The sequence below is a fragment of the Ancylomarina longa genome (assembly GCF_003996985.1).
GTDB classification, from domain to species: Bacteria; Bacteroidota; Bacteroidia; order Bacteroidales; family Marinifilaceae; genus Ancylomarina_A; species Ancylomarina_A longa.
In genome coordinates this window covers 14584-40661 of the sequence record NZ_RJJX01000023.1, presented here as the reverse complement: position 1 = coordinate 40661, position 26078 = coordinate 14584, and the positions used below count along the sequence as shown (strand labels likewise).

Below are 26078 nucleotides of genomic sequence, written 5' to 3'. Positions count from 1 at the left end.
TATTCAAATTATGAAAAAAATAGTTCAAATTATTAGTTTGTGTGCATTAATAGCAATAAGTACACTCTCATGTAAGAAAACCACAAAGGGGTTAAGACCTGTTGTTACAGGAAAATCAGGTGAGGTTTTGGTTCTGGTTAATGATGCCTTATGGGATGGAGCTGTAGGGGATACTTTAAAATCAATATTGCATGAAACTCAACTTGGAATGCCTCAGGATGAACCAGTATTGGATATATTACATATAACGCATAATGCTTTTGGACGAATGTTTAAAACTCATCGTAGTATTTTAGATCTTCGTATATCCTCAAAAATTTCTGAGGATAAAATTTCTGTAAAAGACGACATGTATGCAAAAACACAAGCATTCATGAGAGTTGAAGCAGGAAGTAAGCAAGGAATGATTAAATTACTTGATGAGAATAGAAATAAAATTGTTGGTTACTTTTTATTAGGGGAGAGGAAACGGAAAATTAAAGTTTTCAAGAAAAATGTTGTACAGGAAATTTATGAAAAACTTAAAAAGGATTTCGATTTTACCTTGTCATTTCCTGCTGGCTATGTGATAAATAAAGAGGCTGATAACTTCGTTTGGATTAGTAATGAAACTCCTACTACAAGCCAAGGGATGTTCATATACTCCTACGATTATAAATCAGAAAATGCTTTTACCAAAGAGGAAGTAATAAAAAAGAGAAATTTTTTGCTAAAAGCAAATGTGCCTGGACCTAAAGCAGGTAGTTATATGTCAACAGAAAAGGGATTTCCAATCTCATTTCGTCAATTCGAATTTCAAGGGAATTATGCTTTTGAAACTCGTGGCTTATGGAAGGTGGAGAATGATTTTATGGGAGGTCCATTTGTTAGTATAAGCTTTCTGGATAAAGAAAGCAATCGCGTGATCTGTATGGATTCGTACGTTTATTATCCAAACAATAAGAAGAGGGAGCTATTGCGTGAATTAGAGGCAATTATGTATTCTTATGAAAAGGTAAAATAGTTAGAACTATTTTTTCCTGTATTTAAAATTCAGAGCATGAATGTACCCGATTTCAATAATTTGAGTATTGAAACATATCGAAATCGAAAAGAGATTATTAGGCAAGTTGCTGCTCAAATTGAGAAAGATTTTGCCCAATTTGGTATGGAGGTTCAATTTTCAGGAGAAATGGACTACGCGTACCAGGAGATTTTTTCTCAACTACGAGAACACCTAATATGGTTGTTGGATCGGGATTATCACCGTTTGGTTTTGTTATTGTATCAAATTGATTTGAGTGAGAAACAAATTATGAAAGCAGAACTGTCCTATCCGGATGTGCCACAATCAGATCTTTTAGCTGAACTTGTAATCTTGAGGGAATTGAAAAAAGTTTTAATCAGAAATTATTTCAAGGAAAATCCTGATAAATTGTAAATATAACTGCAGATTTAATCTGCGGTTTTTTTTATTCTTGTTTGAAAAATAGTTTGCGAATTCATTTTACTATTTTTATCGTGACTTACGGTATAGTTTATTTTGTTATAATACTTTAAAAACTAAAATATTATGAATATAAAATTGATAAAATCAGGTTCACTCACAGGCAAGGAAAATGAATTTTATTTTGTCTCGCAATCAAAATATGAACAACTACCAATCTCATCGGAAGAAATGGCTTATTTAAAAGCAAAATTAGATGGTGATGTGGAGATAATTGAATTTAACAGATATTCTCACAAGATTTTTGTACATGTTTCGAAATTACAGGAATGCACAGATAAGAATTTAGAAGGCACAAGACAATTAGGATACAAGCTTCATGGAATATGTCAGGAAAATAGAATTACATCCTTAATTATAAAAGATGAATTTGATTCAGATCAGTTTTTATTAGCCTTAATCGAGGGTTTGGTTTTGTCTAACTACCAATTTATAAAATACCTTAGTGATACTAAGAAAGTAAAGTATTATTTGACTCATCTTCAGCTCGAAAGTAAAACACTAACCAAGAATCAAATTGAGGAACTGGTAGCATTAACAACTGGAGTAAAATATGCTCGTGATTTGGTAAATGAGCCTAATAGTTTTCTTACTGCTAATCGACTAAGTGCAGAGTTTAAACAAATGGGAGTCGATGCAAATTTCGATGTAGATATTTTGGAGAGACAGCAAATTCAAAGTTTAAAAATGGGAGGATTGCTTGCTGTTAACAAAGGCAGTATTGAAGATCCTACTTTTTCAATTTTGGAGTGGAATCCACTGAATAAAGTAAATAGTAAACCTATTGTTTTTGTTGGGAAAGGTATAGTTTATGATACTGGAGGATTGAGTCTTAAGCCAACAAAGGATAGTATGGATTTGATGAAATCGGATATGGGTGGAGCTGCTGCCGTTGCTGGTGCAATGTATGCTATCGCTAAATCAAAAATCCCGGTTCATGTTATCGGATTGGTTCCGGCTACAGATAATCGTCCCGGAGGAAATGCCTATGCTCCTGGTGATATCATCAATATGTTCAACGGTATAAGTGTGGAGGTGCTAAACACCGATGCAGAAGGTCGTTTGGTTTTGGCAGATGCCTTAACCTATGCAAAAAAATATGATCCTGAGTTTGTGATTGATCTTGCAACATTAACAGGTGCAGCAGCTGTAGCTATAGGCAAGTATGGTGTCGTTGCTATGGGTAATGAGAATGGTTTGGAAAAAATGGATAGTTTAAAAAAAGCGGGAAATACTGTTCATGAACGAATCGTTGAATTTCCATTTTGGGAAGAATATGATGAATTGATTAAATCGGATATTGCTGATTTAAAAAATATAGGAACTCGTGATGGAGGTGCGATTACGGCAGGGAAATTTCTGGAACACTTTACCGATTATCCTTGGATACACATTGATATTGCAGGACCTGCATTTTTAAGTGCTAAAGATAATTACCGTGGTAAAGGAGGAACAGGGGTTGGTGTTCGCCTGCTTTTTGAATTTATCAAAAAATATCAATCATAAGGAATAGTTGGAATCATGCTGCCTAATAGCATATTCTTGTTATTTTTGTAATCATTCATAAAGAGCTCTTATTTACACCGAGATTAAATTCTGAAAATTGATGAGTTGATAAATAAGTGGCTGGAATTGAAAATCTAATAATTAGAACATGAAGGATATTAAAATAAAAGTTGGAATAACTCACGGTGATATTAATGGAATAGGTTATGAGGTTATCATGAAAACATTGATGGATAACCGTATCTTTGAATTGTGTACCCCAATTATTTATGGTTCCCCGAAAGTAGCTGCTTACCATAGAAAGGCACTTAATATTGACAACTTTAGTCTCAACAATATAAATGAGGCTAATGAAGCTCATCCTCGACGAGCCAATATCATAAATTGTGTGGATGAAAATATAAAAGTTGAATTAGGGAAATCAACAAAAAGTGCAGGAATGTCTTCATTTCAAGCTTTGGAGTTAGCAGTATCTGATCTTAAAAAAGGTGATATTGATGTGTTGGTTACTGCTCCGATCAATAAAAAGAATATTCAATCTAAAGATTTTGATTTTCCCGGTCATACAGAATATCTGGAGTCTAAGCTGGAATCGGGTAAATCTTTAATGTTATTGATAAGTAATAAATTGAGAGTCGGTGTAGTTGCAGGTCATGTACCCATTTCTAAGGTGCCGGAGAAAATTACCAAAGATAATATCTTGAGTAAGTTGGATGTTCTAAATGATTCTTTACTAAGAGATTTTGGGATTCGCAGACCTCAAATTGCTGTCCTTAGTCTAAATCCGCACGCAGGAGACAATGGTTTAATTGGATCAGAGGAAGAAGAAATTATTATACCTGCGTTAGAGGAGGCCCGCAAAAAGGGAATTATGGCTCTTGGCCCGTTTCCTGCAGATGGATTTTTTGGTTCGGATGCTTACTCGAAATTTGATGCCATCCTTGCGATGTATCACGATCAAGGATTAGCACCTTTTAAAGCTTTGGCCTTTGATTCGGGAGTTAATTTTACAGCAGGGTTATCAAAAATAAGAACTTCTCCCGCTCATGGTACTGCTTATAGTATCGCCGGACTTAATAATGCTTCCGAAAAATCTTTCCGCGAAGCTTTATATTTAGCACTTGATGTTTATCGCAGCAGAGCAGGATATGAGGAGGTGAGTAAAGATCCTTTGAAATTATCTGATACAGCCAAAAATTCATAAGTAGAATATACTAATCGAAAAAGGGCGATTTGATAAAATCGCTCTTTATTTTGTCTCTTAAATATATTTACTGATTTATTTTGAAAATCTATTTTTAAGAGGAGTTCCGATTATTAATATTGCATATTTTTACATATTTTAAGTCTTTCAATTCAGAATCAATCAATTTAGAATTTATGTTCGAATATATTAAAGGAGATTTGGTAGAGCTTAACCCAACTTCAGTAGTGGTTGACAATAATGGGATCGGCTATTTTTTGAATATTTCTCTAAATGCTTACTCAAAATTATCGGGACGTAAGAATGTGATGTTGTTTCTACATCAGGTAGTTCGTGAAGATGCGCATCTTCTGTTTGGATTTGTTGATGCTGCTGAACGCCAGATATTCAGATATTTAATCTCAGTTTCTGGGGTGGGAGTTAATACTGCTCGAGTAATGCTTTCATCTCTTTCTCCTTCCGAAATTCAAACAGCTATTTTGTCCAATAATGTAAAAACTTTGCAAAGTGTGAAGGGGATTGGAGCAAAATCTGCACAAAGAATTATAATTGAATTGAAGGATAAATTGAGTAAGGATTCTGATATTATGGAATTTTCAATTCCACAGGACAATACTACCAAAGATGAAGCGTTATCTGCTTTAGTGATGCTAGGCTTTTCTAAAAATCCAGTCAGTAAAATAGTAGATAAATTATATATGGCCAATCCATCTTCAAGTGTGGAAGATTTAATAAAAATGGCCTTGAAACAATTGTAAAGGATCAACGTAATTGCTTTACTAACCTAAGGTAATCATCAATCATTGAAAAAACTATTAAAATATATAATATCCCTTTGTTTTGTTGTACTGTGCAGCGCTCTTAATAGCGAGTTTTCGTTGTTTGCTCTTAATGGCGATATTGCTAATTTAAATGGTGTAATACAACAAAGAGATACAAGTAGTATCTCTAGAAATTCGAACAGTCGAATTGTTAATAAAAAATCTCCTTTTTATAACGACAATCCAAATGCAAAGAATGATTCTTTGCGATATCCTTTCGATGATGAGAACGAAAATCAGGAATATGGAGCATCACAGAAATCTCCCTTATTTCTAAAGGATCCAAGTAATATTCAATCAACTATTAAATACGATCCGGAAACAGGGAATTATATTTTGGTTAAAAAAATTGGGGAGATGAATTACCGTCGTCCGATTTCTATGACGGTTGAGGAGTATAGAGCATATAACGCCCAAAATTCTATTCGTGACTATTGGATGGAAAGAAGCCGAAATGAAGGTTCTAATTCTGGCAACGAATTGGTGCCGGATTTAAAACTGGGCGGACAATTTGTTGATAAAATTTTTGGAAGCAATACCATAAAGATTAAACCACAGGGATCTGCAGAACTCACTTTCGGTATTAATACAACAAACGTTGAAAATCCAACTCTACCTGAGAATTTGAGGAAAACTACAAGTTTTGATTTTGACGAGAAAATTCAAATGAATGTTACCGGAACGGTTGGGGAGAAATTGAAAATGGATGTGAACTATAATACGGAGGCTACATTCGATTTCGAGAATCAAATGAGATTGGAATATACTGGAGATGAAGATGAGATTATTAAAAAAGTAGAAGCAGGTAATGTTTCTATGCCTATTTCAAATACTTTAATAACGGGTGGTCAAAATTTATTTGGTGTTAAAACACAAATGCAGTTTGGAAAATTATCCGTAACCTCTATTTTTTCTCAACAAAAAGGGGAAACAACGGTTGTGGAAATGGAAAATGGTGCGCAGAAAAATGAGTTTGATATACCAATTGATCAATACGAAGCCAATCGACACTTCTTCTTATCTAAATATTTTTACGATCATTATGATGAGGCACTTAAGAATTTGCCTGTAATCAATTCGGCAGTTTCCATTAATAAGGTTGAAGTTTGGGTAACAAATAAAACCTCAAATTTTCAGGACTCAAGAAATCTTGTTGCTTTTGTTGATTTAGGTGAGGATGCAAGTAATATTTATAATTCTTTGTTTTCGCAGACAGGAACAGGAACATTACCTGATAACGACTTAAATGATGTTTATCAGCAAATGACAATAAATTTTTCTGGTATTCGGGATATTAACCAAGTTACCAGCACACTTTCTCCTTTAACTCCAGGTTTTGTCAGTGGTACTGATTACGAGAAAGTAGAAAATGCAAGGAAATTGTCAGAATCTGAATATACTGTAAATGAAAAACTAGGTTATATTTCTTTAAACCAGGCATTGAATGCGGATGAAGTTTTGGCTGTTGCATATGAATATACTTATCGAGGTCAGGTTTTTCGAGTAGGTGAATTTACATCCGATGGGGTAAGTGCTCCGCAAACTTTGGTCATGAAGTTGTTAAAAGGTACTAATTTGAGTCCTCAAATGCCTACATGGGAGCTGATGATGAAGAATATTTATAATATCGGAGCCTTCCAGGTGAATGCTGATGATTTTGTTTTGAATATCTTATATCAGAATGATAATGCAGGTACTGCAGTTAATTATTTGCCCGAAGGAGATGTTAAGAATGACATCTTACTTAAAGTATTGAATTTAGATCAGTTAAATTCACAGTTGGATCCTGGTGCTGATGGAATGTTCGACTTTATTGATGGAATTACAATATATTCAACGAATGGAAGAATAATATTTCCGGAGATTGAACCATTTGGCAAGTATTTGCGTGGTAAAATTGGTAATAATGTTATTGCTGATAAGTATGTTTTTGAGGAATTGTATAAGAAAACTCAAAATGAGGCTCAGCAAATTGCAGAGAAGAATAAATATTCCTTAAAGGGGAGTTATAAATCTTCAACTAGTTCAGAAATTTCATTGAATGCCCTGAATGTGGAACCTGGTTCGGTAAGTGTAAAAGCAGGTGGACGTGAATTGGTTGAGAATATTGACTATACAGTTGATTACACACTAGGAAGAGTGAAAATTATCAATCAAAGCTTATTGGAATCAAGTACTCCTATTACGATTTCATCAGAAAATAATTCTCTTTTTAATATCCAAACAAAAACTTTACTTGGTGTTCAGATGGATTATCAAATTAACGATGATTTTAATTTGGGTGCAACGGTAATGCATCTTTCCGAACAACCATTAACACAGAAAGTAAATATAGGAGATGAACCTATTTCCAACACAATTTGGGGGTTGAATGGAAGTTATCATACAGAATCGGAGTTTTTAACCCGAATGATAGATAAAATTCCATTTATTGAAACTAAAGAACCTTCCTCAATTTCCGTAGAAGGTGAATTTGCACAATTGGTTCCAGGACACAATAAAGCTATTGGAAGTTCCGGTACAGCTTATATTGATGACTTTGAAGGAACAGAAACATCTATCGATTTAAAAAGCTTAAGTTCTTGGGTACTTGCAAGTACTCCCCAAAATAACGATGCGCAATTTCCCGAAGGAAATTTAAATAATGATTTAGCTTATGGCTATAACAGGGCAAAACTAGCATGGTATGTTATCGATCCACTCTTTTTAAGAAATAATGCTGCTACTCCCGGATATATTAAAGCCGACAAAGATCAGCAATCGAATCATTTTGTGCGGGAAATATTTGAAGAGGAAATTTGGCCCAATAAAGAAAGAGCCTCTGGTGTACCTACCAATATTTCAGTTCTTAATTTGGCCTATTATCCTGAAGAGAAAGGCCCTTATAATTATGATGTTGATGGTGAGCTAGGGATTTCTCAGGGAATGAATGAGGATGGCAGCCTAAAGGTACCTGAATCTCGCTGGGGAGGTATCATGCGTAAAATTGAAACCAATGATTTTGAGGCGGCAAATATTGCTTATATCGAATTTTGGATGATGGATCCCTTCGTTTATGACCCAAATCGAAATGGAGGAGATATCTATTTTGATCTGGGTAATATTTCAGAAGATGTTTTGCGCGATTCCAGAAAATCATTTGAGAATGGATTGCCTATTGATGAGAATGTAACTCTCGTAGATAGCACAAAATGGGGACGTGTACCTTTGGTTCAATCTTTGGTAAATGCATTTGATAATAATACTCAATCCCGAAAATTTCAGGATGTAGGTTTGGATGGATTAGATGATCAAGATGAGCTAAGCTTTTTCAAGGATTACATTCAGGCGATAAGCTTTTCTTCTAATTTAGGAACAGGTTCTGCTGCATACAATATGGCAGTTCAAGATCCATCTAGTGATGATTATCATTATTTTAGAGGTAGTGATTACGATGCCGATGAGGTTAGTATTCTTGAAAGGTATAAAGCTTATAATGGACCGGAAGGAAATTCTCCAACTTCTGACTTGTCTCCGGAAAGTTATCCAACTTCTGCGACAACCTTGCCTGATGTTGAGGACATTAATCACGATAATACCTTGAGTGAAAGTGAGGCTTATTATCAATATAGAGTTCATCTTCAACCTGATGAAATGAAGGTGGGGCAAAATTTTATTGTTGATAAAGTTACAAGTAATGTTGATCTGGCAAATGGCACAAAAGGGAGTGTAAACTGGTATCAATTTAAAATTCCAGTAAGCGAATACGAAGATAAATTTGGAAATATAAACGACTTCACATCTATTCGATTCATTCGGATGTTCATGAAAAATTTTGATGAGGATGTGATAGCCCGTTTTGCTACTCTGGATTTGGTTCGTGATGATTGGAGAAAGTACGAACAAGCAATTAATGAAGATGTTAATAATAGCTTTCCATCTGAAGCTGCTTTCGATATCACAGCCATTAATATTGAAGAAAATGCAAGTAAAGAACCTGTAAATTATGTTTTACCTCCGGGAATCGACAGAGTAGTTGATCCAAGTAATCCACAATTAGTGCAATTGAACGAACAATCTATCTTGCTTAAAATTAACAATTTGGAAGATGGCAAGGGAAAGGGAGCATATAAGACATTAAATATGGATGTTCGAAAGTATGGTAAGTTAAAAATGGATGTTCATGCGGAAGAAATTGATGGTTTTCCTCTTCAGGATGATCAGGTGAATGTGTTTATTCGACTAGGTTCAGATTATCAGGATAATTATTATGAGTATGAGATTCCGCTAAAATTAACACCTCCTGGTGTATATAATGGGGATAATCAGGACGATCGTTTGAGTGTATGGCCAGATGAAAATAGATTTGATTTTAAACTGCATTTATTTCAAACTATAAAGCAATTGCGTAACGATGCAATGCGTGCGGCAGGTTCAACTATTGATTATACCACAGTTTTTGATATGAAGGTTGGTGATTTGTCTAGTAATGCTGATCCTCTGCAGGCGGAGCAAATCGTTCGAATCAAAGGAAATCCAAATCTTGCTAATGTACGCACGGTGATGATCGGAGTAAAAAATCCTGAATCAGATGCTACGGGAATTGATGATCAATTGCCTAAATCTGTTGAAGTTTGGCTGAATGAACTTCGCTTATCCGATTTTGATGAAAATGGTGGTTGGGCTGCAAATCTTAGATTAACAACTAAACTTGCAGACCTTGGGACTGTTACTTGGGCGGGAAGCAAAGTAACCTCAGGTTTTGGAGGAATTGAGGATGGTGTGAATGATCGATCCAAAGATGATATTTTTCAATATGATTTATCGGCTAGCCTGGAATTAGGTAAATTCTTTCCTGAAAAATCAGGAATACGTATTCCCATGTATTATGCTATTTCTGAACAAACTGTAAGTCCGGAATATAATCCTTTGGATCCGGATATTCCTTTAAATGTTGCCTTAGATAATGCTGATTCCAAAGCAGAAAGAGACTCTATCAAAAATATCTCACAGGAATATACCAAACGGAAAAGTTTCAATCTCACCAATGTTAGAATTGAAAAAATTGGTGGAAAATCTAAGTTGATTGATGTTTCCAATTTGGCTTTAACTTATTCCTTTAATGAAACCTATTCACGGGATGTAAATACAGCTCGCGATTTAGAGAAAAATTACAGGGGAGTTTTAAGCTATAATTATACGAACCGTCCGAAAAATGTTCAACCTTTTAAAAAGGTAAAAGCATTTCGCAAACCTATTTTTAAATTGATAAGAGATTTTAACTTTTATTACTTGCCAACACAGCTGTCGTTTCGTTCCGATTTACAAAGATATTATAGGGAAATAGAGAAAAGAAATATTGAAGAACCAGACTTGAAAATAGAACCTACTTTTGATAAAGATTTTATTTGGTATCGTTACTATGATTTAAAGTATAACCTCACAAAAGGGTTGAAATTTGATTTCTCGGCAACCAATACTTCCCGTATTGATGAACCGGATGGGATAGTGGATAAAAACAGAGATAGAGATGCATATAATATATGGAAGGATTCTATTTGGAATAATTTGATGGATGGAGGAAGAAATATAAAGTACCATCACAATTTTAATATTACCTATACGGTACCAATAAATAAAATACCTTGGTTTAACTGGACTTCTATTACAACTAGGTATTCCGGTGCATATGATTGGAATGCTGGTGCAATTACAGCAGATACAATTGAATTGGGTAATACGATACGTAATTCAAATAATGTTCAGATGAATGGGCAATTGAATATGGTGAATTTGTATAATAAAATAGGATTTCTGAAAAAAATTAACCGAAAGTATAGCTCCAGCAGAAAATATAAGAAGAAGACAAAAGCGTATACTACCCTAAATTATGAAGGTACATTGCCAGAACTAAAAAAGGGAATTCCTATTTCAATCTATCATAAATTGATGACGGAAGATATTAAAGTAAAGGTTTACGATAAACAGGGGCGTGAGGTGAAAGTACATGTCAAACCTGTAACTGGCAATCGGGCAAAAATTACATCTGCTAGGAGTGTAAAGGATGTGAGGGTTAGGGTTACCGGTAAAATATCCGAAAAGGAAGGGGTTTTTACACTTATAGGAGAGAATTTTTTAAGAACCTTAATGAGCGTGAGAAATATTTCGATTAACTACTCTGAAATTAATGCAACCACTCTTCCTGGCTATTTACCACAAACCAATTACTTTGGTGGAGAATCTTATAATGGTTCTAAAGCTCCAGGATTTAATTTTCTTACTGGTGGGCAAGATAAGGAGTTTGCTCGTAAGGCAGCTGAAAGAGGTTGGATTACAACGGACCCTACTTTAAATGAACCATTCGCTATGAGTCATACTCAGAACTTCACTTTGCGAAGTACAATTGAACCAGTTAAAGGGCTAAAGATCGATATCACTGCAAACCGGAACTATTCCAGAAATAGAAGTGAATATTATATTTATAATACTGATAATAATCATTTTGATGCGGAAAATCTAGTGAAGTCAGGAAATTTTAGTATGAGTTTTTTGAGTTTAAAATCTGCTTTCTTCACCTTAGGAAATACTGGTGATTATGCTTCCAAATATTTTGATGAGTTTTTGGAAAATAGAAAAACTGAATCTTTAAGATTGGCTCAACAACGCTATGGTGACAATTATGAAAATGAAGCCAGTACCGATGCCGAAGGTTTCTTTAATGGCTATGGCCCCACTTCCCAGGAAGTTCTGATACCTGCTTTTTTAAAGGCTTACGGTAATGGTGGTAAGGGATACAATAAACTATTCCCTGGGATCTCAAGTATGCAACCCAACTGGAGAGTTAACTTCGAAGGTTTGTCGAAGATTCCATTTGTAAGGAGATATTTTAAATCGATAAATTTGAGTCATGCCTACACTTCTACCTATGATGTGGGATCTTACAATACAAATCTAACCTATGAAGAAGGTGACGATGGTTATAGTTTGATTAGAGATATGGCCGATAATTATTTGCCATTGTATGAGGCGAATTCTATATCTATTAACGAGCAGTTTAATCCGCTTATTAATGTGGACATGATTTGGAAAAATAGCTTTTCAACAAGCTTTGAAATTAAACGTACAAGGAATTTAATTTTAAGTCTTACAAATACCCAATTAACAGAGGTAGCATCGAATGAAATGATTTTTGGATTGGGATATCGTTTTGATGATTTCGGGATGATTATTGGATCTGGTTCACGTCAAAAGAAATATAATAGTGATTTAAATTTGCGGGCAGATCTGTCCATTCGCAAAAATAGCACTATTATCCGCAAAATAGTCGATGAAGTAGATCAGCTAACATCAGGACAAAAGGTAGTAACACTAAAGTTTAGTGCAGATTATGTCTTGAGTAATCGATTCAATCTTAGATTGTATTATGATCGGATTGTAAACACGCCTTATGTTTCTTTATCTTACCCTACCAGAACAACAGAATTTGGAGCAAGTGTGAGATTTACCCTTGCAAATTAGAATAGATAATGTGTGGATGGTAGGATTATTGGATTTTTTAAAATTAAGCTGTAAAACATGGTTTTCAATATGGGGTGGTATCTTATAATTGAAAAAAAAATGTAAATTTGAGGCAAATTAATTAACCTCTTTTAAAACAACATACTATCATGAATGTACCTGAAAATTTAAAGTACACTAAAGACCATGAATGGATTCGTGTCGATGGTGATGAAGCATTTATTGGTGTTACTGATTTTGCTCAAGGCGAGCTTGGGGATATCGTATTCATCGAAGTGGAAACAGAAGGTGATGAATTAGATAAGGAAGAAGTTTTCGGAACTATCGAAGCTGTTAAAACTGTTTCTGACTTGTTTATGCCTGTTGGTGGTGAAGTATTGGAATTTAATGAGAAATTAGAAGATGCTCCTGACTTGGTAAACTCTGATCCTTATGGAGAAGGTTGGATTATCAAGGTAAAAGTTGCAGATAATTCTCAATTAGATGAATTATTAAATGCTGAGCAATATAAAGCATTATTGTAATTTTTTATAAGAAATAAATAGTGCCCTTCCAGCTTTGGCTGGAGGGGCTTTTTCATTATAAGAATCTTACGTCTTTAGAATAGAGCAAAAAAAAGCAAGCTGTAACAGCTTGCTTTTTTGGTAAAGTATTGTGTGTTATTACAATTTCTTTTTCACTTCGGTTTCTTCAAATGCTTCTACCATGTCGCCAACTTTTATATCGTTGAATTTTTCGATATTCAAACCACATTCATAACCTTTATTAACTTCTTTGGCATCATCCTTAAATCGTTTCAATGATCCAAGTTCTCCGGTATATATTACAATTCCATCTCGAATTAAGCGGATTCTTGAACTACGCTTAATTTTTCCTTCACGAACAAGACAACCTGCAATAGTACCAACCTTAGTAATGTTGAAAGTTTCTATCACTTCAACAGTTGCAATAATTTCTTCCTTAATTTCAGGAGAAAGCATTCCTTCCATTGCTGATTTTAATTCTTCAATTGCATCGTAAATGATAGAGTATAAGCGAATGTCAATTGCTTCCTTCTCTGCTAGTTTTCGTGCGCCAATAGATGGTCGAACCTGGAATCCAACAATAATAGCGTTTGAAGCAGTTGCAAGCATTACATCAGATTCTGAAATTTGTCCTACTGCCTTGTGAATTATATTTACCTGAATTTCTTCAGTTGAAAGCTTAATTAAGGAATCAGAAAGGGCTTCGATAGATCCATCCACATCACCTTTCACAATAACATTCAATTCTTGGAAATTACCAATAGCAATTCTTCGTCCAATTTCATCCAGAGTAATATGTTTCTGAGTTCGAAGTCCTTGTTCACGTTGTAATTGCTCTCTTTTGTTTGCAATACCACGAGCGTCTTTCTCACTTTCCAGAACATTGAAGTTATCACCTGCTTGAGGGGCTCCATTTAATCCTAGAATCAATGCAGGCTCTGATGGACCTACAGCTTCGATTCTGTTTCCTCTTTCGTTAAACATGGCTTTCACGTGTCCTGTATAACTGCCTGCAAGCAGAATATCTCCCACTTTCAGTGTACCTGCCTGAACTAAAAGGGTGGTAACATATCCACGACCTTTATCTAAGGAGGATTCAACAACAGAACCAATGGCACGTTTATTTGGATTTGCTTTTAGTTCTAAAAGTTCAGCTTCTAAAAGTACTTTCTCCAATAAATCTTCAATGTTCACACCATTTTTGGCTGATATTTCCTGACATTGATATTTTCCACCCCAATCTTCAACAAGATAATTCATGTTGGCAAGAGCTCCTTTTATCCTTTCTGGATCAGCTCCTGGCTTGTCTATTTTATTGATTGCAAAAATAATAGGAACTCCAGCTGCACTAGCGTGATTAATTGCTTCAATTGTTTGAGGCATCACATTATCATCCGCAGCTATTATAATAATTGCAATATCTGTTACCTGTGCACCACGAGCACGCATTGCGGTAAATGCTTCGTGACCTGGTGTATCCAGGAATGTAATCTTTCTTCCATCTTCAAGTGCCACATTGTAAGCTCCAATGTGCTGAGTAATACCTCCAGCTTCTCCTCCAATTACATTGGCATGTCGGATATAGTCAAGTAAGGAAGTTTTACCGTGATCAACATGACCCATCACGGTCACAATTGGAGGACGATCCAAAAGATCTTCTTCCTTATCTATTTCCTCCTCAATAGATTCCTGAAGTTCAACACTTACAAATTCAGCTTTATAGTTAAATTCGTCAGCAACAATAGCAATAGTTTCAGCATCTAACCGCTGGTTGATCGAAACAAATAAACCTAACCCCATACAGGTTGCAATAATGTTTGTTACAGGAACATCCATCATGCTTGCAAGTTCGTTTACTGAAACAAACTCTGTCAGTTTCAAAACATTCTTGTCTGCTGCAATTTGTTCAGCAATTTTCTCTTGTTTGGCACTGGCCATTTCACGTTTTTCACGACGGTGTCTGGCTCCTTTTGATTTACCTCCTTTTGAGGTTAATCTTGCAAGAGTATCTTTAATTTGTTTTTGAACATCTTCTTCGCTAACTTCTTTTTTAACAGCCTTTTTCTTTCTCAGCTTTTTGAATTTGGAAGGAGCGTTACCCGGTTTTTGGCGGTCAGTATGAGGCTTAGCCTGCCCTGGAGTATTAGCTACATTTACTTTCTCACTATCCTTTTTAATTCTTTTGCGTTTTTTACGCTGCTGATGGGCTGCTTTATCCTTATTATCTTTAGAAGGTTTCTTCTCAACTGGAAGTTCAATTTTACCAACTACTGTAGGACCAGATAATTTCTGCCTGGAAGATTTGTAAATTTCTTCTTTAGCATCTGTTTTTCCCGTTGCTGATTGCTCCTGCTTTTGAGGTTTATGAGTTGAGGCTTTCTGCTTTTCTCTTCTCTCTATCTCCTTTTCAGCTTTTGTCTTTTTTGCCGGACGTGTTTTCTGATTTAGGGCATCTAAATCAATTTTACCGACTACCTTAAACTCTTCCTTGCTTTCCTGTTTAGAAGCTGGAGTTTTTTCCTCTTTTTTAGGACCTTTCATTTTAACAGTTTGGTCATCTTGAACAGGCTTCATAGCTGGTTCGGATGGTTTTTCAGTAACTTCTTCTTTGGCTTGAACAGGCTCAACCTTTTTAGGGATTTTAACCTCTTTAACGGGTTTCGTTTCGACAGGTTTTGTTTCCTTAGGTTTTGACTTTTCAACTTTTTCCTGTTTTTCTTCAATTTTAGGTTGATTTGCTTTTGGTTTTAATGCATCCAAATCAATTTTACCAACCACTTTCACAGGATTTTTAACCGGAATTTCTAATTCCGTTTTCTCAACAGTTTCTTCAGGGGTGCTCTCTTCTGAATCGATGGAAATAGTTTCTTTCTTTTCTCTGGTACTTTTTAGATTAACTTTTTCCGATTCTTTTTTCAGATTAATATCTGAGCTATACTCTTTTGCAAGGATATTATATGCGTCCTCTGAAACTTTAGTATTTGGATTTGTATCAATCTGAATACCTTTTTTGTTCAAAAAATCAACAATGGTAGATATCCCAACATTGAATTCTCTTGCTAGTTTACTAAGTCTTATATTTTTATTGACTTTTGCCATATTTTGAAGTTAACTGTTAAAATGTCCTGATTCAATAATAATAGTAAAGAAATAAAAGAACTTGATTATTCGAATTCGGATCTGAAAATATTTAATATTTCATTGATAGTCTCAATTTCAAGATCAGTTCTTTTTTCCAACTCTTCAGGAGAAAGTTCTAATACACTTCGAGCTGTATCGCAACCAATTTTCTTTAACTCATCAATTACCCATGCTTCAATTTCATCAGTAAATTCAGATAAGTTAACATCTTCTTCTCCTTCGTCTGCAACTTTTTCGCGATATACATCTATTTCGTATCCGGTAAGCTGACTGGCTAATTTGATGTTTAAACCACCTTTACCAATAGCAAGTGATACCTCTTCCGGATTTAAATAAACATCAGCCTTGCCTTCATCTTCTAATATTTTAATAGAGGAGACCTTGGCAGGGTTAAGTGCTCTTGTAATAAATAATTGCTTATTGGTTGTGTAATTAATCACATCAATATTCTCGTTTTTTAATTCACGAACAATACCATGAATTCGAGATCCTTTCATTCCCACACAAGCTCCTACGGGATCAATTCTTTCATCGTAGGATTCAACAGCTACTTTTGCTCTTTCACCTGGAATACGAACAATTTTTTTAATGGTAATTAAACCATCAAAAATTTCGGGCACTTCCAATTCAAACAATCTCTCTAAGAATACAGGGGAAGTTCTTGAGATAACAATAAGCGGACTGCTGTTTTTTACTTCAACACGAATTACCACTGCACGAATTGACTCTCCTTTTCGAAAATAATCCGAAGGGATTTGTTCTGTTTTAGGAAGAATTAATTCATTGCCCTCATCGTCGAGCACCAATATTTCTTTCTTCCAGATTTGATATACTTCACCAGTAATAATCTCCCCAACTCTATCTTTGTAGCTATTGAAAATATTATCTTTTTCTAATTCTAAAATCCTTGCAGAAAGATTTTGGCGTAAGGTTAGGATGGAACGTCTTCCGAAATCTTTAAACTTAACTTCGTCAGTAACTTCTTCTCCAACCTCATAATCTTCATCAATCTTTTTGGCTTCAGAAAGGGATATCTGAAGATTGGTGTCTTCTACTTTCCCATCTTCTACTATTTCTCTGTTCCTCCAGATTTCCAGGTCACCCTTGTCTGGATTTATAATAATATCAAAGTTCTCGTCGGTACCATAGTTTTTCAACAGAAGATTTCTGAAAACATCTTCCAATACGCTCATCATGGTAACGCGATCAATATTTTTTAATTCCTTAAATTCTGAAAAGGTCTCAATAAGATTCATGTTATTTCTGCTATTTTACTTGTTAAAAAGTAATAATGTCTTTGGTTGATTTAATTTGATCGAAAGTAAGAGAATGAATCTTCTGAACGATTTGCTTCTTCTTTTTACCTTCCATCTTTATTTTTTCTTCCACCTCAATTTCAATTCCATTCTCACCAATGGTGAGCAATTTACCTTTAAGCTTGATGCCTTCTTTTGTTAGCACTTCTACCTCTTTACCAATATTCTTATGGTATTGTTGAATTACCTGAAAAGGCTGGCCAATTCCTGCTGATGCAACTTGAAGTTCAAAATCTTCAACCTCTCGGTCAAAGTTTTTTTCGATAGCACGGCTTAATTCTATACAAGTACTAATAGGTACTCCATCCATGCTATCAATCATTACTGAAATTGCATTTCCAATTGATACACCAAGATCTACTAAAAACAGATCTGTTCCGGCGATTTCTTTTTCAACAACTTCACGTACAATTTTTTTATCAATCATATACCAGTTGATGTCAATAAAATAGGGGACTTCTTGCCCCCTAAAGTACACGTTTTTCTTACTTTTCGATGCAAAATTAGAGATAAATGTTTTAAAAAACAAATGCCATTGCTCTAAATTATTGTATTCTAATTGCTAAAGAAAATATTTTCTGAATATTTTGACTTTTGCAGCTTATTTGAAAACCAATTAAGCTGGTTTTTACTTGAATATGAATTTTTGGGTATTTCTAGGATAGAATTTCTTTATTGATGGGATCGAAATAGTCTTTTCCACTTGCTTTTTCTATTTTTGGGAATATGAGAAAGTTCAATGATCTGTAAGAAATATTGTTATTCATTTAAAAGAATTGCAACTACTTGCATGAGGTATAGATACATGGAATGAGCGTGTGGAAATTTAATCGATAAAATCACGCTTAGTGAAATGATTAAATTTCGCCTCAAACTGCCAGATGTCAAATAAAAATCAAGTTATAGACACATGAAATATCAATCGGGCTTAAAAAAGAAAATTGTAAATGATCCGGTTCACGGATTTATTCATATTCCTGCTGGCATATCCTATGATCTTGTAGAGCATCGCTTTTTTCAACGTTTGCGTCGAATAAAACAGTTGGGATTAACTTATTTGGTATTTCCTGGTGCATTTCATAATCGTTTTCAACACGCTTTGGGCGCAACCTATTTAATGGGACTTGCCATTGAGGTGTTGCGGTCAAAAGGAAATGAAATAACGGATGCTGAGGCGGAAGCTGTTAATGCCGCAATTCTTTTACATGATATTGGACATGGACCTTTTTCTCATGCATTGGAATATAGTATTGTTAATGGTATTACACATGAGGAAATCTCAGATTTGTTCATGAATCGGCTTAACGATCAGTTTCATGGAAAGTTGGATTTGGCAATTCAGATATTTCAGAATAAATATCCTAAACGATATTTAAATCAGTTGGTGTCGAGTCAGCTGGATATGGATAGATTGGATTATTTACGTAGGGATAGTTTTTTTTCAGGGGTTACAGAAGGAGTAGTTGGTTCTGCAAGAATCATTAAAATGCTGGATGTGAAAGACGATCGTTTGGTCGTTGAGGCGAAAGGAATTTATTCCATCGAAAAATTCCTGATTGCAAGACGTTTGATGTATTGGCAGGTTTATTTGCATAAAACGGTGATCGCTGCAGAGGAAATGATGGTTTATATTTTGAAACGTGCAAAATATTTGGCCGAAAAAGGAGACGAATTATTCGCTACTCCTGCACTGCGTTATTTTTTATATAATAAAATTGGTCTGAAAGAGTTCGAAAACCCGGAGAAGGTATATAATGGTCGCAGTGCACTGGAAGTGTTTGCTGATTTGGATGATGATGATATTATGGTATGCATAAAAGTGTGGGCCGATCATCACGATGGGGTGCTAGCTTATTTGTGTAAGTGTATTCGCGACCGACAACTGTTTAGAATTGAGATGCAGAAAGTCGATTATAGTCCGGAATATGTTGATCAGATTCGGTTGAAAATTAAAAACCATTTTAATTGTTCTGACCATGCATTGGATTTTTTAGTGATTGCCGGTTCTATAAGTAATCATGCTTATCGTTCGGAGGATGATCGTATCAATATCCTGTTTAAAGATGGAACACAAAGTGATATCACTGAAGCTTCGGATATGCTGGATGTTAGCGTTCTGTCCAAAAAGGTGGAAAAATTCTATTTGTGCTATCCAAAAATTACAGTCTAAGTACATTATTACTGGCTTGTAGCAGGAACTTTATTACTTTTTATAGCTTGAAGATCTATCCATGAAAAGGAAAAAAATTTCATGTACATGAAATAATTGTTAGATTTGCAGAAATTTTTTTCTTATTAATCAGGTACATTAGCGTATTTTCGCTCCATTATTAATCCTTTTTTATTTAGGATTATTCTAAATAAAAATAAGCTTTGTTACCTGATAAAAAATTGAATGAATGAATTTTACAGCGCAAGATATAGCAGAATTCTTAAATGGGGAAGTGGATGGTGACGGAAGTGTTGCAGTAAATAGTGTTTCCCGAATTGAAGAAGGAAAACCCGGAACGCTATCCTTTTTAGCAAATCCTAAGTATGAGCATTTTTTATATACAACCCAATCGTCGATTGTATTGGTAAACAAGACTTTTAAGGCAGAGCATGAAATAGCTACTACTTTAATTCGCGTGGAAGATGCTTATCAATCTCTGGCCAGCTTGTTGGAGATGTATGAACAAAGCAAACCGCAGAAAATTGGGATTGAGGAGCCTTCTTATATTAGTAAATCTGCAAAGCTTGGGGAGAAAATTTACATTGGGGCTTTTGCATATATCGGTAGTAATGTGAAGCTTGGCGACAACGTGAAGATATATCCTCATGTTTATGTAGGAGATAATGTGGTAATTGGCGACAATACTACATTAAATTCAGGGGTTAAGATTTACGAAAATTGTAATATTGGAGCGGATTGTATTTTTCATTCAGGAGTTGTGATTGGTGGTGATGGCTTTGGCTTTGCTCCTTCCTCTGCTAATGATTACAAAAAAGTACCTCAGGTTGGTAATGTGGTGATTGAAGATCATGTGGAGATTGGTGCAAATACTTGTGTGGATCGTGCTACTATGGGATCAACAATTATCCGTAAAGGCGTGAAACTGGATAACCTGATTCAGGTGGCGCATAATGTGGAAATCGATGAAAATACGGTGATTGCCTCACAAACAGGAATTGCAGGAAGTGCCAAAATTGGTAAAAACTGTATGATTGGTGGCCAGGTTGGTATTGTAGGACACCTTAGTGTTGCTGATGAAGTGAAAATTGCTGCTCAATCGGGAATAGGCCGTACCATTAAAAAAGAAGGAACCGTCCTGCAAGGCTCGCCAGCATTTGATTATGCACCTTATCAAAAATCATATGTTTTGTTTAAAAATCTTCCTAAGATGAGAGAACAATTATTTGATTTGGAAAAAAGATTAAAAAATCTGGAAGAAGAATAGACCGAAATTTATTTTTGGAATATGATATAGAAATTAGAAAATATTGATGTCGAATTATGGCGGATAAGCAGAGAACTATAGCAAAAGAATTTACGCTTACGGGTAAAGGATTACATACAGGAAAAGAAGTTTCTATCAAGTTTGTACCTGCACCAGAAAATCATGGATATAAATTTAAGAGGGTTGATATGGAAGGTCAACCGGTTTTGGATGCCAGTGCCGAATTTGTAGGAGATACTTCCAGAGGGACAGTATTGCAAAAAGGAGATTTTAAAGTTCAAACCATAGAACATGCACTTTCTGCATTGTACGGAATGGGAATCGACAATTGTATGATAGAATTAGATTCTCCGGAGCCTCCTATTTTGGATGGTAGTGCTAAGTTTTATGTAGATGGCATTGAAGAGGTTGGTATTGTAGAGCAAAATGCTACCAGAGAATATTTCGTTGTAAAAGAGAAAATCACTTATAAAGACGAAACCAAAGGGGTGGAGCTAAGCTTACTTCCTGATGATGAATACTCCTTGAATGTTATGATCGCTTTTGATTCTAAAGTATTGCGGAATCAATTTGCCACTTTAAATAGCATGAAAGATTATAAGAAGGAAATTGCCATGTGTCGTACTTTTGTATTTGTACGAGAGTTGGAATTTCTTTTGAATAACAACTTGGTGAAAGGTGGCGATTTGGATAATGCCATCGTGATCATGGATCAGATGATGGAGCAAAAAGAGCTCGATCGTATAGCTGATTTGTTTGATCATCATCGGGTAGAAGTAAAGGAAGGTATTCTTAGTAATTTGGAATTGTATTTCGACAATGAGTGTGCCCGCCATAAGTTATTGGATGTGATAGGTGATTTTGCACTCTGCGGCAAATTTATAAAAGGAAAGGTTATTGCTTCCTGTCCTGGTCATGGACCGAATACTAAAATGGCAAAATTATTAACCAAACAAATAAAAAAACAAATGGGAAAAGATTCTGTTCCGGCTTACGATCCTAGGAAAGAGCCAGTTTTAAACATTAATCAGGTAATGAAATTATTACCTCACCGCCCTCCATTTTTGTTGGTTGACAAGATTATCGATATTAAGGAGGATGTTATTATAGGAGTCAAGAATGTAAGTATGAATGAGCCATTTTTTGTGGGTCATTTTCCTGAAGAACCAATTATGCCAGGGGTGCTTATTGTTGAAGCAATGGCTCAGTGTGGCGGTATATTGGTATTAAATCAGGTGGAAGATCCTGAAAATTATTCTACTTACTTCCTTACTCAAAACAACATTAAATTTAGAAAGAAAGTTGTGCCTGGAGATACGCTTATCTTGAAGCTATTATTTCTTTCACCAATACGTAGGGGAGTTGCTAACATGCGCGGTTTAGCTTTTGTTGGTGATACCGTTGTTGCCGAAGGTGAGTTTATGGCTCAAATTGTAAAAAATAAATAATTTAATTGTAACTACTGCTACGCAAACATGCCTATACACATGGTTTGCATGTATCGAAAATAAATAGAAAATGAAGCAACCGTTAGCATATGTGCATCCCGAGGCAAAAATCGCAGATAATGTGGTTATCGAGCCTTTCGTAACGATTGATAAAGATGTGGTAATTGAGGAAGGTACCAGAATTGGTTCCAATGCCACAATAATGGAAGGTACCAGAATCGGTAAAAATTGTAATGTTTTTCCTGGTGCTGTAATTGGTGCTGTTCCTCAGGATATGAAATTTAAAGGAGAAAAAACAACTGTTGAAATTGGTAACAATACTACCATTCGCGAATGTGTTACCATTAATCGTGGTACTGCATCTAAAGGTAAAACTATTGTTGGTAGCAATTGTTTGCTGATGGCTTATGTGCATGTTGCCCACGACTGTGTTGTTGGTGATAATTGTATCATTGGTAATGCTACTCAGATAGCTGGCGAGGTAATCATCGATGATTATGCGATTTTGAGTGGTTTGGTTGCAATTCATCAGTTTGTACACATTGGTTCTCACGTGATGGTATCAGGTGGATCATTGGTTCGCAAGGATATTCCTCCATACGTAAAAGCTGGTCGCGAGCCTGTTTCCTATATTGGAGTAAACTCTATTGGTTTGCGTCGTAGAGAATACAGCAACGAAAAAATTCGCGAAATACAGGATGTGTATCGTTACTTGTATCAAAAAGGCATGAATAACTTTAATGCCTTGGAAGCTATTGAGGCAGAAATGCCTGCTTCTCCGGAGCGTGATGATATTATTCTTTTTGTGAAGAATTCGAAACGTGGTATTATGAGAGGATATTTCCCTGAATAATTAAGCAATTAAGAAATATAATAAAAGTGAGATCTTCGAAGGAGGATCTCACTTTTTTTGTATCAATCTGTATTTGGTATGGATTACTCCTTAATCGGATTCCAACCCTGAGCTTGCAGTTCAATTTCCACATTATCGCGGGTAACCAAATAATTTCCTTTCGATGCCTCGGTGATATGGCCGATTACTTTCACATCCTCTATTTTTTCTACTGCATCAAATTTGTCCAATGGTACGGTGAATAGCAATTCATAGTCTTCGCCACCGTTGAGGGAGAAAGTACTGTAGTTCATATTTAATTCTTCGGCCATTTTATGAGTTTCGAAGTCTACCGGAATTTTCTCCTCATAAATCTGGCAACCAACTACTGATTTATCGCATATGTGCATTAAATCTGAAGATAAACCATCCGAGACATCAATCATAGATGTAGGAACAATATTGGCTTCTTTCAGACGTTCGTAAATATCTTTACGGGCTTTGGGTTTTAATTGGCGTTCCAAGATATAATCGTGTCCCGTTAAATCGGGCTGCATATTTGGATTGTTGTCGTAAATTCTTTTTTCACGCTCCAATAATTGTAATCCGGCATAAGCCGCTCCCAGATTACCGCTTACGCAGATCAGGTCGTTTACCTTAGCACCGCTGCGATAGGTCAATTCTTTTTCATCTGCTTCGCCAATGGCAGTAACCGAAATGCATAATCCCGTTAAGGAAGATGTGGTGTCGCCACCAACCAAATCCACTTCATAATTTTCGCAGGCAAGTTGTATTCCTGCATAAATTTCCTCCACAGCTTCGAGGGTAAAACGTTTCGAGATGGCAATGGAAACCGTAACCTGCTTTGGACAAGCATTCATGGCATAAACATCCGAAACATTTACTGCGATGGCTTTGTATCCCAAGTGTTTTAGCGGAGTGTACATTAAATCGAAATGAATGCCTTCCAGCAACAAATCAGTAGTTACTACTGTTTTTTTATTCTGATAATCGATTACTGCAGCATCGTCGCCAACGCCCAGATTGCTGCTGCTATGTTTTAATTTGATATTTTTTGTAAGGTGTTTTATCAATCCGAATTCTCCTAAAGTAGCAATATCGGTTCCTTTTGCCTTGTTATCCTGCATAATATTAGCTCTATGTTTATGGCTGCAAAGGTAGAAAATTTATTAGACCTGAAAGGTTTTTAAAACCAGTCAGTTCTAGACATTAAACTGGCGATTTATATCGGTTGTGTTGCCTAAACCTGAACGATTTTGGTGATTTTAGGTTTAACTATAATATTTTAAGCTTTTTGTTAAAACTTTTGACCAATAAGGTGGTTCGATGTACGTTGTACTGTGGTTCGATACACATTTTTTTTAAAAGTTTTAAGTGGAATCGTGGTTCGATACACGATACAGGGTGGTTCGAAGCATGACATATCGTGCCTCGATACACGCTGTGTCGTGGTTTTTTTAATCAGCATCGTTCTTCGATACTCGATTTTGGTGCTTAAATACTCGATCGAAATTAAAAGATGTGTGAATATTGTGTTTGTAGGGGGGAGTTGTTGTTCTTGAAAATAGGGTGGGCGATAAAAGCGGAACCGATGGGTGTGGGTTCCGCTTTGTTTAGGGTTTTAGTTTTCTTCTTTTGCACCGTTCTTATGATGGGGGAAGAATTTTTTTAATTCATTGTACAGTGGCATGGCTTCCTGATTGTCTTCGTTGGCAAAGTAGCGAACAGAACGATAAAAAGCCATAACATCCTGATAGTTGTCGTTATCCAATAAAATTTTGGTGTCGCTTAGTTTTCGTTGAATCAAATCTAATTTCCGTAGCATTTTCTCGATTTCTTCTCTGGCTACAAAATCTCGTTCAAACTCGTCCATATCAATAAAAGCAGGAAGGTATTTCGGGTTTTCCTGCATAATTAGCTTTCCTTTATTTACCAAAAGCTTGTTGGTTTCGTTAATAGAGCCAAATTCAGAACGCTGCTCGGCAGTTAATCCCGGAGCATATTTATTCGCTAATGATAGCATTGCATCCAGATGTGCATTGTTTTCGCTTAGTTCTTCTGGTTCGAAAACTACTTGAATTAAATCGTTGTTTTTCATTTTGATTAGTTTAAAATGTTAATAAAAAATAGAAATCTATATTAGTTGGTTTTGTATTTCACTTTTGGGTAAAAATATTCTCTTTATAATTTGGTGATGAAATGAATACCGAGTTCAGAAATCACTTCGTTTCCGCCATAAGTGTTAAAATGTAAACCCAGCTTGTGCCTGTTGCTAAGTTTGTAGTTAACGTCAAGCAGAAAAGGATTCCATTCCATAGAATTCCACGTGCTATGTGTAATCCAATAATTTCCATTGTCCTCTGAGGTTTCCTTGATGTCGATTCCGCTTTTATAGCCATAGCCAAAACCGACAGCAATATCGATTTTGCCTTGTTTATGCAGAAGAGCCAAGGGTTTAAATCGTAGATTCAGATCTATTCCTAGCTGACTATTTGCCGATTTCAGAAAATTGGAATTTCCTAATTCGTTTGATTTTCCACCATAGGAAATAGAGGCTGAAAAATCAGGGTAATACCTGTATCCAAAATCGGTTTCGTAATTAGGATGCATTTTGGAATAAGCAACCGCAGGTGAAATTTCTATAAATTTGCCTATCCCGAAGGGTAACTCCATATTAAATCCTACTCCGTCGATTCCTGCATTAAGCATTACACCTGCACCTACTCGTAAATTGGTTTGGATCTTGTTTTCGCTTTGTGCAATACTTGTTGAAATACCTATTGTACTAAGAAGTAGCATTAAGTACAATTTTTTAATATTCATGATTTAGTAGTTTAATTTTAGC

General features: G+C 35.5%; 17 protein-coding genes. 11 read left to right on the top strand and 6 right to left on the bottom strand.

Annotation, left to right across the window (positions count from 1 at the left end; all coding sequences use genetic code 11):
* Window positions 1–10 precede the first annotated feature (10 nt).
* The 7 genes from DLK05_RS13615 to gcvH all read left to right on the top strand — a co-directional run bounded on the left by DLK05_RS13615 (window position 11) and on the right by gcvH (window position 13038).
* Window positions 11–1003 (top strand): DUF4837 family protein, encoded by a 993-nt coding sequence (locus tag DLK05_RS13615; protein ID WP_127344562.1) that lies wholly within the window; start codon window positions 11–13, stop codon window positions 1001–1003.
* A 36-nt stretch (window positions 1004–1039) separates the two neighbouring features.
* Window positions 1040–1420 carry a hypothetical protein gene (locus DLK05_RS13610; protein ID WP_127344561.1) on the top strand — a complete coding sequence of 127 codons (381 nt, stop codon included), beginning with the start codon at window positions 1040–1042 and terminating at the stop codon, window positions 1418–1420.
* Window positions 1421–1552: 132 nt separating this feature from the next.
* Window positions 1553–2992 carry a leucyl aminopeptidase family protein gene (locus DLK05_RS13605; protein ID WP_127344560.1) on the top strand — a complete coding sequence of 480 codons (1440 nt, stop codon included), beginning with the start codon at window positions 1553–1555 and terminating at the stop codon, window positions 2990–2992.
* 148 nt (window positions 2993–3140) lie between these two features.
* Complete coding sequence (gene pdxA, locus DLK05_RS13600; RefSeq protein ID WP_127344559.1) at window positions 3141–4196, top strand: 4-hydroxythreonine-4-phosphate dehydrogenase PdxA; 1056 nt, start codon at window positions 3141–3143, stop codon at window positions 4194–4196.
* 176 nt (window positions 4197–4372) lie between these two features.
* On the top strand, window positions 4373–4954 hold the full coding sequence (gene ruvA, locus DLK05_RS13595) for a Holliday junction branch migration protein RuvA (protein ID WP_127344558.1): 582 nt from the start codon (window positions 4373–4375) through the stop codon (window positions 4952–4954).
* A 45-nt stretch (window positions 4955–4999) separates the two neighbouring features.
* Window positions 5000–12514, top strand: a complete 7515-nt coding sequence (sov, locus tag DLK05_RS13590; protein WP_127344557.1) for a T9SS outer membrane translocon Sov/SprA — start codon at window positions 5000–5002, stop codon at window positions 12512–12514.
* Between the two features lie 149 nt (window positions 12515–12663).
* Entirely contained in the window at window positions 12664–13038 is a 375-nt protein-coding gene (gene gcvH, locus DLK05_RS13585; RefSeq protein WP_127344556.1) for a glycine cleavage system protein GcvH, read from the top strand.
* Between the two features lie 138 nt (window positions 13039–13176).
* Here the strand turns inward: gcvH and infB are convergent, their stop codons facing one another.
* From infB to rimP, 3 genes are all read right to left on the bottom strand, one after another.
* Window positions 13177–16137 (bottom strand): translation initiation factor IF-2, encoded by a 2961-nt coding sequence (gene infB / locus DLK05_RS13580; RefSeq protein ID WP_127344555.1) that lies wholly within the window; start codon window positions 16135–16137, stop codon window positions 13177–13179.
* A gap of 65 nt (window positions 16138–16202) precedes the next feature.
* The gene (nusA, locus tag DLK05_RS13575) at window positions 16203–17435 is read right to left on the bottom strand and encodes a transcription termination factor NusA (RefSeq protein ID WP_127344554.1); all 1233 of its coding nucleotides are present in this window, start codon (window positions 17433–17435) and stop codon (window positions 16203–16205) included.
* A 22-nt stretch (window positions 17436–17457) separates the two neighbouring features.
* Window positions 17458–17922: a ribosome assembly cofactor RimP gene (gene rimP / locus DLK05_RS13570; RefSeq protein ID WP_127344553.1), complete on the bottom strand. Its 465-nt coding sequence runs from the start codon at window positions 17920–17922 to the stop codon at window positions 17458–17460.
* Between the two features lie 483 nt (window positions 17923–18405).
* On the opposite strand from rimP, the gene DLK05_RS13565 reads away from it, so the two are divergent.
* The 4 genes from DLK05_RS13565 to lpxA all read left to right on the top strand — a co-directional run bounded on the left by DLK05_RS13565 (window position 18406) and on the right by lpxA (window position 23233).
* A complete protein-coding gene (locus tag DLK05_RS13565; protein WP_127344552.1) occupies window positions 18406–19665 on the top strand; it encodes an HD domain-containing protein in 1260 nt (419 codons plus the stop codon).
* 229 nt (window positions 19666–19894) lie between these two features.
* Entirely contained in the window at window positions 19895–20932 is a 1038-nt protein-coding gene (lpxD, locus tag DLK05_RS13560) for a UDP-3-O-(3-hydroxymyristoyl)glucosamine N-acyltransferase (protein ID WP_127344551.1), read from the top strand.
* Between the two features lie 56 nt (window positions 20933–20988).
* Window positions 20989–22380, top strand: coding sequence for a bifunctional UDP-3-O-[3-hydroxymyristoyl] N-acetylglucosamine deacetylase/3-hydroxyacyl-ACP dehydratase (locus tag DLK05_RS13555; RefSeq protein ID WP_127344550.1), 1392 nt, complete (start codon window positions 20989–20991; stop codon window positions 22378–22380).
* Between the two features lie 70 nt (window positions 22381–22450).
* Entirely contained in the window at window positions 22451–23233 is a 783-nt protein-coding gene (gene lpxA, locus DLK05_RS13550) for an acyl-ACP--UDP-N-acetylglucosamine O-acyltransferase (protein ID WP_127344549.1), read from the top strand.
* 83 nt (window positions 23234–23316) lie between these two features.
* Here lpxA and thiL read toward each other — a convergent pair whose 3' ends face one another.
* From thiL to DLK05_RS13535, 3 genes are all read right to left on the bottom strand, one after another.
* On the bottom strand, window positions 23317–24360 hold the full coding sequence (thiL, locus tag DLK05_RS13545; RefSeq protein ID WP_127344548.1) for a thiamine-phosphate kinase: 1044 nt from the start codon (window positions 24358–24360) through the stop codon (window positions 23317–23319).
* 494 nt (window positions 24361–24854) lie between these two features.
* Entirely contained in the window at window positions 24855–25331 is a 477-nt protein-coding gene (locus tag DLK05_RS13540) for a hypothetical protein (RefSeq protein WP_127344547.1), read from the bottom strand.
* Window positions 25332–25414: 83 nt separating this feature from the next.
* Window positions 25415–26056: a hypothetical protein gene (locus tag DLK05_RS13535; protein WP_127344546.1), complete on the bottom strand. Its 642-nt coding sequence runs from the start codon at window positions 26054–26056 to the stop codon at window positions 25415–25417.
* Window positions 26057–26078: the final 22 nt, after the last annotated feature.

Bases quoted from the DNA above. Each gene is read 5' to 3' on its own strand.
- DLK05_RS13555 (WP_127344550.1), top strand. From the start codon at position 20,989: ATGGCGGATAAGCAGAGAACTATAGCAAAAGAATTTACGCTTACGGGT.
- DLK05_RS13610 (WP_127344561.1), top strand. From the start codon at position 1,040: ATGAATGTACCCGATTTCAATAATTTGAGTATTGAAACATATCGAAAT.
- gcvH (WP_127344556.1), top strand. From the start codon at position 12,664: ATGAATGTACCTGAAAATTTAAAGTACACTAAAGACCATGAATGGATT.
- rimP (WP_127344553.1), bottom strand. From the start codon at position 17,922: ATGATTGATAAAAAAATTGTACGTGAAGTTGTTGAAAAAGAAATCGCC.
- DLK05_RS13605 (WP_127344560.1), top strand. From the start codon at position 1,553: ATGAATATAAAATTGATAAAATCAGGTTCACTCACAGGCAAGGAAAAT.
- DLK05_RS13540 (WP_127344547.1), bottom strand. From the start codon at position 25,331: ATGAAAAACAACGATTTAATTCAAGTAGTTTTCGAACCAGAAGAACTA.
- ruvA (WP_127344558.1), top strand. From the start codon at position 4,373: ATGTTCGAATATATTAAAGGAGATTTGGTAGAGCTTAACCCAACTTCA.
- lpxD (WP_127344551.1), top strand. From the start codon at position 19,895: ATGAATTTTACAGCGCAAGATATAGCAGAATTCTTAAATGGGGAAGTG.
- DLK05_RS13615 (WP_127344562.1), top strand. From the start codon at position 11: ATGAAAAAAATAGTTCAAATTATTAGTTTGTGTGCATTAATAGCAATA.
- thiL (WP_127344548.1), bottom strand. From the start codon at position 24,360: ATGCAGGATAACAAGGCAAAAGGAACCGATATTGCTACTTTAGGAGAA.
- lpxA (WP_127344549.1), top strand. From the start codon at position 22,451: ATGAAGCAACCGTTAGCATATGTGCATCCCGAGGCAAAAATCGCAGAT.
- infB (WP_127344555.1), bottom strand. From the start codon at position 16,137: ATGGCAAAAGTCAATAAAAATATAAGACTTAGTAAACTAGCAAGAGAA.
- nusA (WP_127344554.1), bottom strand. From the start codon at position 17,435: ATGAATCTTATTGAGACCTTTTCAGAATTTAAGGAATTAAAAAATATT.
- DLK05_RS13565 (WP_127344552.1), top strand. From the start codon at position 18,406: ATGAAATATCAATCGGGCTTAAAAAAGAAAATTGTAAATGATCCGGTT.
- DLK05_RS13535 (WP_127344546.1), bottom strand. From the start codon at position 26,056: ATGAATATTAAAAAATTGTACTTAATGCTACTTCTTAGTACAATAGGT.
- pdxA (WP_127344559.1), top strand. From the start codon at position 3,141: ATGAAGGATATTAAAATAAAAGTTGGAATAACTCACGGTGATATTAAT.